This window comes from Adhaeribacter rhizoryzae (genome assembly GCF_008629685.1).
Classification (GTDB): domain Bacteria; phylum Bacteroidota; class Bacteroidia; order Cytophagales; family Hymenobacteraceae; genus Adhaeribacter; species Adhaeribacter rhizoryzae.
The window spans coordinates 34,906-52,052 of sequence record NZ_VWSF01000033.1 but is presented as its reverse complement, the minus strand read 5'-3'; the positions used below and the strand labels follow the sequence as shown (position 1 = coordinate 52,052).

General features: G+C 42.1%; 15 protein-coding genes. 5 read left to right on the top strand and 10 right to left on the bottom strand.

All coding sequences use genetic code 11. From position 1 onward, the window contains the following. Positions 1-262: 262 nt before the first annotated feature. The 3 genes from rmuC (at position 263) to F0145_RS24665 (ending at position 4,395) form a co-directional block, all read left to right on the top strand. Positions 263-1,612, top strand: a complete 1,350-nt coding sequence (gene rmuC / locus F0145_RS24675; RefSeq protein ID WP_150093099.1) for a DNA recombination protein RmuC — start codon at positions 263-265, stop codon at positions 1,610-1,612. A gap of 94 nt (positions 1,613-1,706) precedes the next feature. Continuing rightward, a complete protein-coding gene (locus tag F0145_RS24670; protein ID WP_150093097.1) occupies positions 1,707-2,585 on the top strand; it encodes a substrate-binding domain-containing protein in 879 nt (292 codons plus the stop codon). 22 nt (positions 2,586-2,607) lie between these two features. Next, the gene (locus tag F0145_RS24665; RefSeq protein ID WP_150093095.1) at positions 2,608-4,395 is read left to right on the top strand and encodes a M2 family metallopeptidase; all 1,788 of its coding nucleotides are present in this window, start codon (positions 2,608-2,610) and stop codon (positions 4,393-4,395) included. 272 nt (positions 4,396-4,667) lie between these two features. On the opposite strand, the gene F0145_RS24660 is transcribed toward F0145_RS24665, so the two are convergent. Further along, positions 4,668-5,384, bottom strand: coding sequence for a pirin family protein (locus tag F0145_RS24660; protein ID WP_150093093.1), 717 nt, complete (start codon positions 5,382-5,384; stop codon positions 4,668-4,670). A 159-nt stretch (positions 5,385-5,543) separates the two neighbouring features. Beyond that, entirely contained in the window at positions 5,544-6,320 is a 777-nt protein-coding gene (locus tag F0145_RS24655) for an XRE family transcriptional regulator (RefSeq protein ID WP_150093091.1), read from the bottom strand. A 599-nt stretch (positions 6,321-6,919) separates the two neighbouring features. On the opposite strand from F0145_RS24655, the gene F0145_RS24650 reads away from it, so the two are divergent. Next, positions 6,920-8,080: a S8 family serine peptidase gene (locus F0145_RS24650; RefSeq protein ID WP_150093089.1), complete on the top strand. Its 1,161-nt coding sequence runs from the start codon at positions 6,920-6,922 to the stop codon at positions 8,078-8,080. Between the two features lie 53 nt (positions 8,081-8,133). Here F0145_RS24650 and recQ read toward each other — a convergent pair whose 3' ends face one another. Beyond that, the gene (gene recQ / locus F0145_RS24645) at positions 8,134-10,266 is read right to left on the bottom strand and encodes a DNA helicase RecQ (RefSeq protein ID WP_150093087.1); all 2,133 of its coding nucleotides are present in this window, start codon (positions 10,264-10,266) and stop codon (positions 8,134-8,136) included. A 137-nt stretch (positions 10,267-10,403) separates the two neighbouring features. Here recQ and F0145_RS24640 point away from each other — a divergent pair, with 137 nt between their 5' ends. Beyond that, on the top strand, positions 10,404-10,751 hold the full coding sequence (locus tag F0145_RS24640) for a four-helix bundle copper-binding protein (protein ID WP_150093085.1): 348 nt from the start codon (positions 10,404-10,406) through the stop codon (positions 10,749-10,751). A 76-nt stretch (positions 10,752-10,827) separates the two neighbouring features. Here F0145_RS24640 and F0145_RS24635 read toward each other — a convergent pair whose 3' ends face one another. The 7 genes from F0145_RS24635 to F0145_RS24605 all read right to left on the bottom strand — a co-directional run bounded on the left by F0145_RS24635 (position 10,828) and on the right by F0145_RS24605 (position 17,147). After that, positions 10,828-11,166, bottom strand: a complete 339-nt coding sequence (locus F0145_RS24635) for a phage holin family protein (protein WP_150093083.1) — start codon at positions 11,164-11,166, stop codon at positions 10,828-10,830. Between the two features lie 65 nt (positions 11,167-11,231). Continuing rightward, positions 11,232-12,341: an agmatinase family protein gene (locus F0145_RS24630; protein ID WP_150093080.1), complete on the bottom strand. Its 1,110-nt coding sequence runs from the start codon at positions 12,339-12,341 to the stop codon at positions 11,232-11,234. Positions 12,342-12,726: 385 nt separating this feature from the next. Continuing rightward, entirely contained in the window at positions 12,727-13,359 is a 633-nt protein-coding gene (locus F0145_RS24625; protein ID WP_150093078.1) for a chemotaxis protein CheC, read from the bottom strand. 44 nt (positions 13,360-13,403) lie between these two features. Beyond that, positions 13,404-15,056, bottom strand: a complete 1,653-nt coding sequence (locus F0145_RS24620; RefSeq protein WP_150093076.1) for a chemotaxis protein CheA — start codon at positions 15,054-15,056, stop codon at positions 13,404-13,406. An 18-nt stretch (positions 15,057-15,074) separates the two neighbouring features. After that, positions 15,075-16,139, bottom strand: a complete 1,065-nt coding sequence (locus F0145_RS24615) for a chemotaxis protein CheB (protein WP_223816227.1) — start codon at positions 16,137-16,139, stop codon at positions 15,075-15,077. A gap of 84 nt (positions 16,140-16,223) precedes the next feature. After that, positions 16,224-16,589, bottom strand: coding sequence for a response regulator (locus tag F0145_RS24610; RefSeq protein ID WP_150093072.1), 366 nt, complete (start codon positions 16,587-16,589; stop codon positions 16,224-16,226). 39 nt (positions 16,590-16,628) lie between these two features. Then, positions 16,629-17,147 (bottom strand): chemotaxis protein CheW, encoded by a 519-nt coding sequence (locus F0145_RS24605; protein ID WP_150093070.1) that lies wholly within the window; start codon positions 17,145-17,147, stop codon positions 16,629-16,631.

Sequence of the window (17,147 nt, the reverse complement as noted above, 5' to 3'; positions counted from 1 at the left end):
TAGGCGGGTGGAAACCCCACGAAAAGCAGGCGGGGGTGATTACCCTTTTGCGCGGTTGGCTTTACTTTCAGCATATCTTGCACGGGTGGACCCTGGCCCAAAAATTTGTGTCCTAATCGTAGCGCCTTTAGGAGAGGGATTTAGGGTGAGGTATATAGATAAATTTTACTCATCTTCTTAAACTGAATAATATTTCCATTACTATTGGGTTTAGGAAATCAGAGCATTTGCGAGCCATCCCATTTTCGCTTAACTTCACCAAATGGACATTTTATTTGGAATTTTAGGTTTTGCCATAGGTATAATCGTAACTTATTTGTTATCGCGTAGCAAAACCGCCCAACTGCAAAAAGAGGTAAACCAGGCGCAGGTGGCGCAATCGGTTTTGCAACTGCAAATTCAGGAAAAACAACAGGAGAACACGCAATTAAAAGAACAAGGTCGGGTACATTCGGCTACGGTATTGAGTTTACAAACCGAACTTACCAAAACCGAAACTGATTTATACCATTTGAAAGGAAAACTGACCGAGCAAAAAGCCGAACTCGAAGAATTAAGAAGTTCTTTTCTGCAGCAGTTTTCCAGCGTTTCGAACCAGGTATTGCTGCACAATGCCGAACATTTTAAAAAAGCTTCGGCCGAAAACCTGGAAACCATTTTAACCCCGCTAAAAGAACGCATCAAGGAATTTGAAACCAAAGTAGATAACACCTACGAAAAGAGTTTAAAAGAAAATATAGCCTTGAAAGAACAAATTACCATGCTGGCCGGCCTGAACCAGCAAATGAGCCAGGATGCCATTAACCTGACCAGAGCGCTGAAAGGTGAACGCAAAACCCAAGGTAATTGGGGTGAATATTTACTCGAAGTATTACTAGAAAAATCGGGTTTGCGGCCGGGCGAGCATTATTTCCGCGAAACGGTTTACAAAAACGAAGAAAATAAATATTACCGCCCCGATGTAATTATAAACCTGCCGGGCGAAAAGCATTTAATTATTGATTCTAAAGTTTCGCTAGTGGCGTACGATGCTTATTGCAATTGCGAAGACGAAACCTTGCAGCAAGCGCATCTTATTAGCCATATACAGTCAATCCGTACGCACTACCAGGATTTAAGTAAAAAAGAATACCAGCATTTAATTGGCTTAAACTCCCCGGACTTTGTGCTGATGTATATTCCCATTGAGCCGGCTTTTAATTTGGCCATGCAGCACGACCGTGAATTATTTATTCAGGCCCTCGACCACAATATTGTTTTTGTTACTACTTCTACCCTGCTGGCTACCTTACGCACCGTAGAAGGCGTTTGGAAACAGGAAAATCAGAAAAACAACGTACTGCGCATTGCCAAAGAAAGCGGCTTGCTCTACGATAAATTTGTGGGCTTTGTAGAAGACATGAAAGCCATTGGCCGCCAACTCGACAACAGCCAAACCAGCTATCAGGCCGCTTTGAGTAAACTAACCGAAGGCAAAGGCAACCTGATTAAGAAAGTAGAGCAACTAAAGAAATTAGGTGCCCGCACCAGCAAATCCCTTGATTCTTCTTTGGTAAGAGCGGCCGAAGACGATCCCCAATTAGCATTACCGGAATATTCTGAAGAAAATTAACTTCAGGCACTTTTGCTGGTCACCTTCGGAAAAACCTTTTCTCCTTTTAGAAAGAATACAACTCTATTGAATATTCTAAACTCAAAATAAAACTATGAACCCCATAACCTTTAAATTAGGCGGTGTACCCGAACACTTTAATTTGCCTTGGCACCAGGCCATGGAACAAGGCTTGTTCCAGGAACAAGGAATCCAAATAAATTGGCAGGACTATCCCGGCGGTACTGGGGCCATGGCCAAAGATTTGCGCAGCGGCGATTTAGATTTGGCCGTGCTGTTAACCGAAGGCATGGTGGCCGATATTGTAAAAGGTAATAAAAGTAAAATAATTAGTGTGTATGTGGCCTCACCTTTAATCTGGGGTATTCACGTGCCGGCCAATTCCAACTTACAAGAAGTAAACCAACTGGCAGACAAGCGCTACGCCATTAGCCGCATGGGTTCGGGGTCTCATTTAATGGCCTTTGTAAATGCCCAGCAGCAAGGCTGGGACCCTAATAACATGGAATTGGTGCTGGTAGGTGATATTAATGGCGCTCGCCAGGCCTTCCAGAATAACGAGGCCGATGTATTTATGTGGGAAAAATTTATGACCAAGCCTTTGGTAGATAGCGGCGAGTTCCGGCGCGTGGGCGAATGTCCGACGCCCTGGCCTTGTTTTGTGATAGCCGCCCGCCAGGAAATAATTAATAAATATACCCCGGAGTTGCAGCAATTATTAGCTGTAATTCACCAAGCTAACCAGGCCTTTATGCAAAATCCGCAGGCTCCGCAACTAGTAGCCGAAAAATTTAACTTAAAACCTGAAGATGCTGCTACCTGGTTTAACCATACCCGTTGGGCTACAGAAGCCACTGTGCCGCTGGATATGGTAGAAACCGTAATAGATACCTTGCATTCTCTAGATTTAATTCCGGAAAAGCCCGAAGCTGCATCCCTGGTAGCCAACTTAACCGGCGTTCAACAATCTTAAATTTACCCGCTAAAACGCTTTCATGAAAAAACTATTCATTCCTGCTTTGGCTTTAACCCTGGTGTGGTCCTGCGGAAATAAAAAAAACTATCAACAGGAAGCTGATACTTATATAAAGGAGTACATTCAGCGGTTCCAGAAGCTGTACACCCAATCCTCCGAAGCTGAGTGGGCCTCTAACACTAGGATTGTAGAAGGCGACTCCACCAATGCCATTGCTACCCGGAAGGCCAACGAAGCCATGGCCGCTTTTACCGGCAGCGAAGAAAATATTAAAAAGACCCGCGAGTTGCTGGAGCATAAAGCAGATTTAACCGATTTACAGGTTAAACAACTGGAAAATATGCTTTTTGCCGCAGCCAATAACCCGCAAACCATTCCGGAGGTAGTTAAAAAACGCATTAAAGCCGAAACAGAGCAAACCGAAAAATTATACGGATTCAACTATCAATTAAACGGCAGACCAATTTCTACTAACCAGATAGATTCCATTCTGCGGGTAGAAAAAGATTTAACTAAGCGGCAGCAAGCCTGGGAAGCCAGTAAAGAAGTAGGTAAAGGGCTTAAAGGTGGGTTGGTGAACTTGCGTCAACTCCGCAACGAAACGGTGCAAGCCTTGGGTTATGATGATTATTTCAGTTACCAGGCTTCGGACTATGGTATGAAGCGGGAAGAAATGATAAACCTGATGCGCCGCATTAACAAAGAATTAATGCCGCTGTACCGGGAGTTGCACACCTATGCCCGTTACGAATTAGCCAAAAAATACAAGCAGAGCCAGGTTCCGGATTTATTGCCGGCGCATTGGTTGCCTAACCGCTGGGGTCAGGATTGGAGCAGCATGGTAGAAGTAGCCGGCATAAACCTGGATGCTGTATTACGGTCCAAAGGGGCCGAGTGGCAGGTGCAGCAAGCCGAGCGTTTTTACCAGAGTTTGGGTTTTCCGGCCTTGCCCAAGAGTTTTTACGAAAAATCAAGTTTGTACCCAGTGCCGGCCAATGCCACTTACAAGAAAAACAACCACGCTTCGGCCTGGCACATGGATCTGGATAAAGATGTGCGCAGCCTCATGAGCGTAGAGCCGAATGCCGAATGGTACGAAACCACCCACCATGAATTGGGCCACGTGTATTACTACATGAGCTATTCTAACCCTGAGGTGCCTTTGTTATTACGGGGCGGCGCAAACCGGGCCTACCACGAAGCAATGGGTAGTTTAATGGGCTTGGCCGCTATGCAAAAGCCATTCCTGGCCCAACTAAACCTGGTAGATAAAAATGCCAAAACCGATGAGGTGCAAACCTTGTTGAAAGAAGCTTTAAATTACGTAGTATTTATTCCGTTTGCTTCCGGGGTGATGAGTGAATTTGAACACGATTTATACGCCAAAAACCTGGCCCCGGAAAAATTTAACCAACGGTGGTGGGAATTAGCGGCCCAGTACCAGGGCATAGCTCCGCCTACCCAACGCGGACCCGAGTACGCCGATGCAGCTTCCAAAACCCACATCAACGACGACCCGGCGCAATATTACGATTATGCCCTGTCGTACGTAATTTTATTTCAATTTCACGACCATATTGCGAAGAATATTCTAAAGCAAGATCCGCACGCTACCAATTATTACGGTAATAAAGAAGTAGGTAAGTTTCTGGCCAGCATTATGTCGCCGGGCGAAAGTGCCGACTGGCGGAAAATGTTAAAAGAGAAAACCGGCGAAGATTTAAGTGCACGGGCTATGGTCGCGTATTTTGAGCCTTTAATGACTTACCTGCAAGAACAAAATAAAGGCCGGAAATATACCTTGTAGCTTAACCATTGATTATAAAAGTCCATTATGGCTTTAACAGTAAAGAGCTGGAAATATTCCGGCTCTTTACTGTTTTATATTCATCTGATGTTAAGCAACATTATAAATAATATTGGTTTAAGCCCCCCCTTGTAATTCAGGAGTAACCTATTTAACAGGCAGCCAAATAGTTTCCTCCTGAATGACAGAATTGAATTGGAGGTACTAATATTTAATATTTCGTGAACTTTTGTGTAGTATCAGTTATATAAATATTAATCGCCTTTTAACTTTTAATAATTAGCCTGCACCAGTGGTACATCAATTAAAATAAAATTGCAGTCTTTAACGGCTTTTAAGGTAACTAAATCTACATCGGTAATCCGGAGCTGGTCGTTTTGGAAAAGTTGATGACCGTTAGCAAATAATTCCCCATCGGTTAAGTAAAGCAGGGTTCCCCTAATATTAAAGGTTTGAAAATTATATTCTTTATCTTCCTTTAAACTGCCATAATAAACCGTGGAGTTTGAATTCATAAACACCACATCTTCCAGCACTTTCTGGCCGGTTACCAAAGGAATTAATTCGTTTTTAGCATCTAAAAAATCAACGCGCTTTTGTTCGTAAGAAGGCTGTAAACCTTTTTTATTCGATATAAACCACAATTGGTACAAATGCAGTTCTTTGTCTTGGTTGTTTTGTTCGGAGTGGGTAATGCCGGTGCCGGCCGTCATGCGCTGCACTTCGCCGGCGCTAATAGTTGTTTTATTGCCGAGGCTATCTTCGTGGGCTACTTCTCCGTCCAGCACAATGGTAATAATTTCCATTTCGGAGTGCGGATGCTGCGGGAAACCGCTCTTGGCCATTATTACATCATCGTTGAAAACGCGGAGCGGCCCAAAATGAACATTGTTCGGGTCGTAATAATCGGCAAAAGAAAATAAGAAGTGTGATTTAAGCCAACCGGCCGAGGTAAAATGCCTGTCTGTGGCTTTTATTAGTTCTGTCATGGTTTCGGATTTTATAGCTATTAATGAGCACCTATATTTTAAAAAATATATAATAATTACGGCAACCGAAACCTTTGGTTATTTTGGCCTGATTAGAGACACATAAAAACAAAAAAACCTCCTGAGATTAGGCAGGAGGTTTTTTGTTGAATTTTAGCTTTATGCTTTTTTAAGTTTTATTACTTCCTGCTGCAAATCCATTACAATAGAAGTAAGCTTACTCAAAGAGAAATCCGCAATCGGGAAACTGTTACTAATATAAGCCTTTGCCTCCCAGATTTCATAAATATTATCAACGGCTAGTTCGTAAGGCTGGTATACCGGGTTATCGGAGTGCAACCGCAGCACAGCTTCGGATTTCATTTTATTGTACACCCTTTTAAATACGACACCCTCTTGCTGGCTCACCAATATACAAGGGGTGCCATCTTTAATAGACGCCCAGTCTTCTATAAACTTGCCAATAATTACGGTACCAGAAGCAATTGGCAACATAGAATCGCCTTTAATTTCGAAGGCCCGATGCGTACCGGTAGTATTGAGCATGGGTAACCTGAATTTAGGCAGCTCTTCAATAAATTCCGGATCGGCATACCCATTCAGGTAACCCGCACTAGCCTTAAATGGCACTAATTCTATGTTTTCGCGATTTTCTTTATCAACGGTAATAGCCAGCACCCGCAGTTTGTTGTTTTCGGCGCCGCTATTATTATCTTTAACTAAGGTTAAGCCATTTTTACTTAAATCATTCGTGACCAATTGGTCTAATGAAATATCAAAAAGCCGAGCAATATTTACCAGGGTACTTAAGCGGGGTTCCGCTCTACCTTCTTCGTAAGCTCCAATTAAGGACCTTTTTATATTTAGCTTTTCAGCTAACTGGGCTTGGGTTAAGCCATTTTTCTTTCTAAGAAACTTTAAGTTGCCATCAACCATAAGCCATAAAAAAATAAGAATTAATAAAATAGGTTTATACGTAAATATAGAAATTAATTTACTAAAATACTAATTATTTTAGTTGTTTATTGCTAATCCGTAACTTTTTTTAGTAATACCCCACCTCACTATAGCTTCCTATTCTATTCTAATAATTATGAATCTACCTTAACTTCAAGTAAAAGATTCAATATTTCCGAATGTGAGCGTCTTGATATAACTACAATCGTGAAAAACTTAAAACTTTTTTTTATTGCATATTTCTATGTGTCCAAAATAATTAATTATAAATACCATTTTATAATATTTTAATTAAAAATAGCTTCAATAAAGTTTAAACAAACAAAAATAGATTTTATAGAATACTATTTTAAAAAAGTGTTGCTAATTTATAAAAGTAAATGCCACATAGTTGTATAAACAATTTAATAATATTTAAATATATATTTTTATATACTTTAGCTACTATGAACTAAATACAAAAAAAAGATTGTTAGCACGACATCAACAATTAAAAAAAAATATATAATTTTAAAGTAACCTGGTAGTTAAGCTAAACCAGTACATGCTAAATTTATTATAAACCACTTATATACTTTATGAAGGCAACTAAATTTCAAAAAGCAGTATCATTTTTTGCACTTGCATCCGCATTTTCCCTGGCTGGTTGCCAGAAAGAGGCTTTAGTTGAAGAGCCTACCCCTAAAATAACTGCTGCTGAAGAAGCTGCCAATACCGGTAAAATTATAGAAGGCGAGTATATTGTTGTTTTTAAAGATAAAGGCAGAAACCCGACTGATATATTAAATAAATTGGTGGCATCTAAAAAGGTGAACCAGGATAATATTAAATTTAAACTGGAAGGTAACCTAAATGGCTTTACGGGTAAACTTACTAAAACGCAGTTGCAGGAATTAAAAGGGAATGCTGAAATTGCCGCCATTGAGCCTGATCAAATTATTTCGGCGCAAGGTGTTACCGCTACTACAGTTACAACCACAACCCAAAGTGTTCCCTGGGGAGTTTCAATGGTTGGCTCCGGCGATGGTACCGGCAAAACAGCCTGGATAATTGATAGCGGCGTAAGCACCACCCACCCTGATTTAAATGTAGATGTTGCGCGTAGCGCAAACTTTAACCCTAATGTGAGCGGCGTGGAAGATGGTTATGGCCACGGCTCTATGGTTGCGGGCATTATTGGAGCTAAAAATAATTCAGTAGGCGTTGTTGGCGTAGCCCCAAATGCTAAGATTGTAGCTTTACGGGTGTTGGATAATAACGGCGCTGGTAGCTTATCTTATTTAGTTAAAGCAGTTTTACATGTAAATACTTACGCCAAACCCGGCGATGTAGTAAATATTAGCCTGGCCTCCGGCGCTTCTTCTATTTTAGATAATTATATTAAACAAGTGGCAGCTAAAGGAATATTCGTAGCTATAGCGGCCGGTAATAGCGGGGTAGATTGCAGCAATAATTCTCCGCAGCGGGTAAACGCGACTAATGTTTACACGGTATCGGCCATGGACCAAAACAAATATTTTTACAATGCTTCTAACTTTGGCGCTCCAATCGATCGGGCTGCTCCAGGCGTAAATATTACCACTACCGGTAAAAATGGTACTTATACTTACGGCCACGGCACTTCTTTTGCTGCCCCGCACGTAGCCGGTTTGTTATTGTTAAGAGGTAATGCTATTGGTACCAATGGTACTGTAATTGGTGATAAAGACAGCAATGCCGACCGAATTGCCAAATTTTAATAATTTTAAATAATTGCATTAACAAAAAAAGCCGCTCTAAGCGGCTTTTTTTGTTACAAAACGTGTTGTTTTTTCTTTTTATAAATTGCAATACTTAACCTTATTTTATGGTAATCTATGGCTTCGGATAAAGATTCGAATATTTCTTTTAAGTTCTGCTCATAACCATGCCGGTCGAAATAATGCGCTAACGTGCGGTACTCTGTGACGGAAATATATTTACCTAAGTTTACGTCGTAATTTTGTTCGTACAGGGTGGCCAGGTGCGAATAAATGGTAATTAAGTTTAAGTTGCGTTGGGCCGCAATCTGCTCGGGTTTTTGGCCTTGTTTGTACGCTTCGTAAGTAATTAAATGCGTGGACCCTTTTACCTTATTACCTTGCTCCTGCTGGCTGGTAATAAAACCAATAATCTCGTTTATAAAACTAGCTCCGTAATTTTCGAACTTAACCATGCCCACACCCGAAATAGCCAGCATGGCAATCCGGTTGGTAGGTTTTTCTTCCGCCATTTCCAGTAAAGTACTATCCGAGAAAATAACATAAGGCGGTACTTGCTTTTCATCGGCAATAGTTTTACGCAAGGCCCGTAGCCGCTCAAACAAGGCATCTTTGATAAATTCTTTTTTGGGCCGGCGTTCTTCTTTTTCTGCTGGTTTCTCGGTGGTTGGCTGAAACTTAACAAGTTTAACTTTCTGGTTCTGAAATAAAACTTCCCGGCTGCGGGCACTTAACTTTAAGGCATAGCCTTCTTCGTAAGCTATTTCAAGCAACCCAGCATTTAGCAATTGTTGCAGGTAACTTTGCCAGTCCAATGCCGATAAATCGCGGCCAGCACCGTAGGTTTTAATTTTATCGTATCCTTTCTGCAAAACAGCTTGGTTGCGGGCTCCGCGCAGCACGTCTATAAGTAAGCCCATATTGGCTTTTTCTTGGGTGCGGGCCACCGCCGACAAAGCTTTTTGCGCCAGCAAAGTGCCATCAAAAGTAGTAGGCGGGTTGTGGCAGTTATCGCAGTTACCACAATCTTTCTCTACTGTTTCGCCGAAATATTGCAGTAAAATTTTGCGGCGGCAGGTAGCCGCTTCGGCAAACTGTTGCATGCGTTCTAACTTAGCCAACTGCAAAGTAGCTTGTTCCGGGTTGCCTTCTTTTAACATATCGCGCAGGCGCATAACATCGGCATAGCTATAGAATAACAAAGCACCCGCTCGCGCACCATCACGGCCTCCCCGGCCAATTTCCTGGTAATAACTTTCTATGTTTTTAGGCAAGTTATAATGAATTACCCATCGCACGTTAGATTTATCAATGCCCATCCCGAACGCAATGGTAGCACAAACAATCTGTACGTTATCTTTAAGGAAAGCATCCTGAGCCCGCGAACGTGTGGGGGCTGGTAAGCCGGCGTGGTAAGCAATTGCCTTGTAACCTTCGCCCATTAATTTCTGCGCCAGTTGTTCAGTACTGTTCCGGCTGAGGCAATAAATAATACCAGGTTGATTTTTATGAGTTTGCAAAAAATCCAGAATGGCCTTAAAACGATTTTTAGCAGGCATTACAGCTAAATTCAGGTTGGGCCGGTCGAAAGAAGAAACAAATACCTGCGCCTGGGGCAAACCTAGCTGCTTTAATATATCCAGCCGGGTAAGCCGGTCGGCGGTGGCAGTTAAGGCAATAATGGGTACTGCCGGAAACTGCTCTTTTATATGGCGCAACAGGGTATATTCAGGCCGGAAATCGTGGCCCCAAGCCGAAATACAATGTGCCTCATCTATGGCAAATAAATTAACCTGGAGCCGTTTTAAAAAAGAAAAAAAGCCCGCCGACAATAATTTTTCGGGCGAAACATAAAGCAGTTTTATTTCGCCGGCCAGGCATTTATTTTCGAGTTCGTATTGTTCTTGCGCTGCTAAAGTACTATTAAGATAACCGGCCGCAATGCCGTTGGCCAGTAAAGCTTCTACCTGGTCTTTCATGAGGGCAATCAGTGGCGATACTACCACACTAATGCCCGGCAGCACCAGCGCCGGCACCTGGTAGCACAACGATTTACCACCGCCCGTTGGCATCAGTACGAGGCAATCCTGCTTGGCCAGCACCGTTTGAATAACGGATTTTTGCATCGGTCGGAAAACATCGTAACCAAAATATTTTTTTAATACCAACTGCGGATTCTCTCTCATTATTTTAGTGCGGGTAGGAATTACAAAAATACAGAAAACTGCCCGTTCTATAATACCTACCTAAGGCAAAGCGCACTAAAAATAACTAATCAGGGTTAGGGCCGTATTTTTAAATAATTGAACTAAAAAAATAAGCTATGAAATCGGAAGTAACGAATAACCTGGAGCATGTGCTCATTAAATGTATTACCGCTTGCGAAACCTGCATTACCATGTGTTTGCAGGAAGATGACGTTAAAATGATGGTGCCTTGTATTCAACTGGACCGGGACTGCGCCGATATTTGCGCCTTAACTTCTAGGTTTGTGGCGCGCAACTCGGTGCATGCCCCCCATGTAATGCGGGAGTGTATTGAAATTTGCCAGGCTTGCCACGACGAGTGCGTTAAACACGAACATGACCATTGCCAGAAGTGCGCCGAAGCGTGCCAGGAATGTGCGGATGCTTGCCGAAATTGGCTGCGGGAAAAAAATATTACTTTTTAGAATTAATAAATTTACGTTTACAAAAAATAAAGCAGCGCTGCTGGTAATTTAATGTCGGCTGCGCTGCTTTATTTATTTAATATCCGCGAATTAAATCTATTACACCGGTTACAACCGAAAGGATCAGGCTGAAAATTAAGGCCCAGATAAAACCATTTACCTGAAAGCCATCCAATAGGTAATCGGCCAGTAAAATAATTACCGCATTAATTACCAGCAGAAATAACCCCAACGTAAAAATTGTTACCGGAATAGTAAGCAATACCAGAATAGGCCTCACGATTGCGTTTAATAAGGCTAAGACCAACGCTAGTAAAAGCGCGCTAACGGCGCCATCTAGTTTTACACCCGGTAAAACAAAGGCGGTTATAGCCGCCGCAATAGCCGTAAATAAAAGTTTAATAATAAACCCCATCGCTTTATCTGTTAGATTAAAGTTAATTTAATATTAAAACTTAAAACAAACGGCTGCCCGGTTTGCTATTTTTCGCTGGTATTATAGCCGGCAGCATTTAATTTATTCTGCGATACGGCCATCCAGTTACACAATTTATACAACAAGCGGGCGCCTACGTTGCCGTTCCATTGGTCAGAACCAGGTGCCACCTCGCATAAATCAAAGCCAATTATTTTGCAGCCATTCCGCACCAGCGATTTAATCAGGTAAATTGCTTCTTCAAACTGTAAGCCGCCGGCTACCGGGGTTCCGGTACCCGGACATAATTTGGGATCGAGGCCATCAATATCGAAGCTAATGTAAACTTTTGGTGGAAGTTGAGCAATAATTTTTTTACACAGCTTTTTCCAGGTATCGCCTTCGTACAAATTTTCTTTTAGCATGGCATCGTAAAAAGTAATTACCCGGCCATTAGAAGAATGTACCAGTTCGGCTTCTGATTCGGCCATGTCGCGAATACCTACCTGCACCAGCTTTTTTACTTGTTTTATTTTTAAGGCATTGTACATAATTGAGGCATGCGAATATTCAAAACCTTCGTAGGCGTTCCGTAAATCGGCGTGTGCATCTATCTGCAAAATGCCAAATTCTTCGTGCTGCTCGGCTAAGGCCTGCATTAAACCCAAGGGCGTACTATGGTCGCCGCCAATCACGCCCACACATTTGCCTTGGTTTAAATAATGCGTGGCTTTGTTTTTTAGCCAGTGCAATAACTCCTCTCCTTTTTGGTTTACGGCCTGCGTTAATTCGGTTGCCGTTGCTTCCGAAATATTGCTGCCACCACCTTCGAGCCAGTTAATATACGTTTGCGTTTTATGTCGGTAATTGCTGTTTTCCTGTAGCCACTCTTCCGATATTTCGTCCATGGCAATTCCTAGTTGCCAGGCATTTTCGATAGCCGGATCATATAAATCTAACTGGTAAGAGGCTTCTTTGATGGCTGCAGGACCATGCGCCGTACCAGCATTATACGAAACAGTAACTTCCCAGGGCACCGGAATCAGCACCACTTCGGCTTCATCGGGGGTAAACGGTAACCCGAAAATACCACCTGTAACATTGCCAACTCCGCTTGGATCAAACTTTTCTATTTTTTGTTTTTTGGATGTTGCAATTGCTGATTTATCGTACATAAGTGGTTCTGTAAATATAATATTGGGCAGCACTCCCCGGCCAATTGGGGCTTTAAGGCGCTAAAACAAAGGTATTGCCAACCCAGTTTGGTTATTGGTTGTAGAATATTACTTGGTTTTAAAGCTCCGGGTTTTTACAAATTATTTCTTTCGGCTTAAACAACAAAACCCAAAGCACCAATCTAGCGGGCTTCTTTCTGCCTTTAACTTTTGTATGTGCTACTATAACGCTGCCAGATAGCACCACCAGTTACAAATATTTAAGCAAAACTTTAGTTTTAACAGAAAAGCCAGGCAATAATTCTTTAGTTTAAATAGCTATGAAAAGCATTAAGCTTAAAGGTTAATATTATATCTGGTTAAGGGTTAAATATTTATTAAAAACCTAATTGTTAAGTTCATAAAAGTTATAGGACCGAATAATTTCCAGAATTTTGGTAAAAGTTTCGGTATCGAAGAACAGGAACAACGGCAATTCTACCATTTCTTCAAAATTGGTGAAATGCGTAATTACCGTAAAAATAATGGGCTGAAAAAAAGGATGGCTGTCAAAAATATGATTCAGCGAGCTGCCCAGGTTACCTTTTTCGGGATGTACCGGCGGCGAACCGTAAATATTGGCTTTTAAAATATTGGCTAATTGCGTTACAAAAGCCCCCGTAATAATATTACTGATTTCCAGCAGCAACGATTCCTGCATGTCGTTCAGTTCTTCCGGAAAGGGAGGCTTCATGTTTAAACAAACCTCGGAAAGCTTTTGAATATGTAACCGGGAAAAATTCATCAGGGTGGTGCCGTTAAAATCACCTTTAATATCTGATTGAATAATCTCGTGATTTTGTTCGAACTGTTCCAAAGTATCTATTACTTCTTTGGCGCTAATAAGCTCCATGTTGGGCACCTTCAGCAAAACCCGGTCGCGGGAGATGGATGCAAAAGAATCTGCCGCCCGCGCCAACCCTATATTCAGGATTTCCTTAATAATGTCTTTTTCCAGTTCACTTATTCTAAGTTCCATGTACTAATTTTTAAATATAGGTAACTTTGCTTTAAGCGTATTTTTTACTTTTTAGTTAAAAAATAACGAGTGAGTGCCGGTACATCCAACACTAAACAAACTTTGCCGGAGCCCAATAAGGTTACCCCACCGTAAATTTCAATACTATCAACCGGTTTATTCAGGGGTTTAATTACAATATCTTGTTGCCGGTATAATTTATCGACAATGAGACCCAGTTTACGGTTGTTATAAGTAACAATAATAATATTCTGGACCACGCCCTGCAGTTTTGCTTTGCTGCCCAGGTTCATGGTGGCCTCGCTGGCTGTTAAAAACTGATTTAACGATATTACCGTTATGGTTTCGTTTTTAATATCGGCCACCAGCAAGCCGCCAATTTCGTGTAGTTCGTCTTTATCCAAAGCCACCACCGAATCGGTATGCATCAGCGGAATGGCGTAAAAACTATTATCTACCTCAAACAACAAAGCGCCTTTTACCGCAATAGAAGTGGGCAAATGCAAAGTAAACGTAGTGCCTTTGCCTTTTTCCGAATCAATCCGAATGCGGCCGCCAATGCTGTCAATGGCATTTTTTACAACATCTAGCCCAACTCCCCGCCCCGAAACTTCGGTAATTTGCTTGGCCAGCGAAAAGCCCGGTTCAAAAATATACGATAACGCCTCCGAATCGCGCAGTTCGTTAGCAGCTTCGGCCGGTAAAAACCCTTTCTGCACAATGCCGCGGCGCACATCGTCTAAATCAATGCCTTTGCCATCGTCGCTTAACCTTATCTGTACCAGCTCGCGATCGCTTTGCGCCGATAACTTAATATTACCTACGGCTGGTTTACCAGCCGCTACCCTGGTTTCGGCCGGTTCTATGCCGTGCGAAATGGCATTACGCATAATGTGCAGCAGCGAATCGGTAATTATCTGCAATATATTCCGGTCAATCTGAATGTCCTGGCCGCTTATATCCAAATGAATTTCCTTTTTTTCGGCAACGGCAATGTCGCGCGCAATCCTGGGAAATTTGTTAAACAAAGAACCAATGGTTACCAGCCGCGCATCCATTACGCTAAATTGCAAATCTTCGGTAAGCCGGTATAAATGCGAACTAACCGTAGCCAAATCCGGATGGTCCAGTTCTTTACTAATAGAAATAATCCGGTCTCGGTCAATAATTAATTCGCCCACCAGGTTTAATAAATGATCCAGTTTTTTAATCTGAATATAAATCAGGTCGGATAACTGAATATTTTTGGCATTCAGGTATTTGGGACCTTTGGCCACTTCAACGGCGCGTTCGCTGGGTTTACTGCCTTTATCCGCCGATTCTACTACCAGATCCAGGTTACGGATGATGGGTTCGTCCTGGGGTTGATAACCTTCCCGGTCCAGGTTATGAATAAGTTCGCCTAACAAATCAATGCCGTCAAATAATACGGTTACGGTTTCATCGGCAAAAGCAATTTTTTTATTCCGGATCAGCTCAAAAGCGGTTTCGAGTTTATGCGATAAATCGGCAATCGGGAGGTAACCAATTGCTTTCGCATTCGCTTTCAGGTTATGAAGCAAGCGAAATATTTCGGCTAGCAGCGTTTCGTTTTCCGGATTTTTCTCCAGATCGCTGATGTGCCGGTTTAGGGCATCGTAATATTCCAGCGCTTCGCCAATAAATATTTCCTTGTATTCTTGTTCTCTCGATTTCATCCGTAATAGTCGGCTGGCCTAAATCTGATGGTACTCGGCAAACCGGTTAATGTAATCTGGTATTTGGGTTAAGCTTAATATTTTTTTAATATTTCCGTTTTCAATTGCTGATTTGGCCATTCCAAAAATAGCCGACGAAGCTTCGTCCTGGGCCACGGTATCGCCGCCATTTTGTAAAATAGCCTGCGTGCCCGTGGTGCCGTCTTTTCCCATGCCGGTGAGTATTACCCCCAACGTAAACGGCCCGGCCAGTTCAGCTACCGAACGCATCAGAATATCCACTGACGGACAATCAAATTCATCGGCGGGTTCATCGGAAAAATTAATCCGAAAATCGTGATGCTGGCCTAAATGCTGGTTAACTACCATATTTTTATTTCCGGGAGCAATAATTACTTTACCGGCTTCTAAACGCATACCGGCTTTACCTTCCAGTACTTTTAAACTGGTTAAACTTTGTAAGCGCGCGGTAAAAATGCCCGTAAACCTAACCGGCAAATGCAAGGCTACCAACACTACTGTTTTTAAGTCGGGTTTAATCCGGCTTAAAATATATTCAATGGCTTTGGCGCCGCCGGTTGAAGCCCCTAATACAACAACAGACTGCGGCTGCCGCTGTAATTGCTTTGTTGGTAAACGATGGGCCCGAAAACGTAAATTATGAGCCAGGTGAGTTGGTTTAACCAATGCCTGCTGATAATTTTTAATTTCCATTACCGATCTAACCTTCAGCACAATTTCTTCCTGAATCTGCCGGAGCTGCGGCAACATGGTATGCGTCGAAATTTTTACGTAATCGTAAACGCCTACCTGCATGGCTTTAAATATAAAATCCTCGGCCACGTTGTCGCGGCTAACCAGCAACAAAATGGGTATCTGGTACTCCAACTTAATGCGCCTGAAACAAAATAAACGGCTGTTCTTCGGCAAATCGTAATCGGCAATTACCAAATCGGGCCTTGTGGCTTTCAATTTCCGGAGCAAATCATCGCCATTTTCGGCTGTATCCAGCACCTCCAGGTCTACTTCGGCGTTTAAAATATTGGTTAATACCAAACGCGAAAAACCCGAGAAATCCGCAATTATTATTTTTATTTTCTTGATAACCCCACTCCCAAATGCGCTTACTTCCTGAATCAGTTAAATAAAAACCGCTTAACCCAGGTTTTAGTCTTTCAGCGCGTTGCCAACTACTTCCAACACTTTATCTTCAGAAAAAGGCTTTACAATATAAGCCAGCGCACCGTTTTCTATGGCTTCGGTTACAATTACTTCCTGCCCCACAGCACTCACAATAACCACTTTCATATCGGGTTGGTCTTTCCGGATGCCTTTTAACACATCTAAACCCGTATTATCCGGTAAAATAACATCTAGGGTTATTAAATCCGGGTTGGTTTCTTTGGCCATTTGCAAAGCGGTTTGCCCGTTAGGCGCTTCGCCTACTACCTCGTAACCTGCGTCCGTGAGCATATTTTTGAGCATGGTGCGCATGTAAAAGGAATCATCAACGATTAATATTCTTTTTTTCATAAATTAAATAAGGCAGTTTTAAAACAAAAAAGTCTTGGTTCAGGAAGACATTTTTAATTGTTGTACTTCATCGCTGGTGAGAATACGTAAAATATCCAGCACAATTATTAATCGGCCATTTATTTTACCAATTCCCTCAATAAAGTTTTCGTTAATATTTAAATCCTGTATAAAAGCAGGCGTTTTATCTATCTGCGATACCGGAATGGTTAAGGATTGGGGCATTTCGCGCACAATTAAACCCATGGTATAATCGCTGGCCTCCAGGGCCAGTGTAAACGTATTCTTGTAGTAATTCAGGTTGTTTACATCGGCCGGGGGCGCCACATTAAACCGTTCTTCCAGGTCCATAATAGCTATAATATCGCCCCGAATATTGGCAATACCTTTTATAAACTTAGGTGTTTTGGGCATGCGGGTAATTTCGGGCGTAACCGTTACTTCTTTTACCTGCTCAATCCGGATACCGTATTCTTCAGAACCTAACTTAAATACTATCAGGTGAACCATGGGTTCCATTTTCCGGTCGCGTTTTTCCCGCCGTTCTTCCAGTTCCAT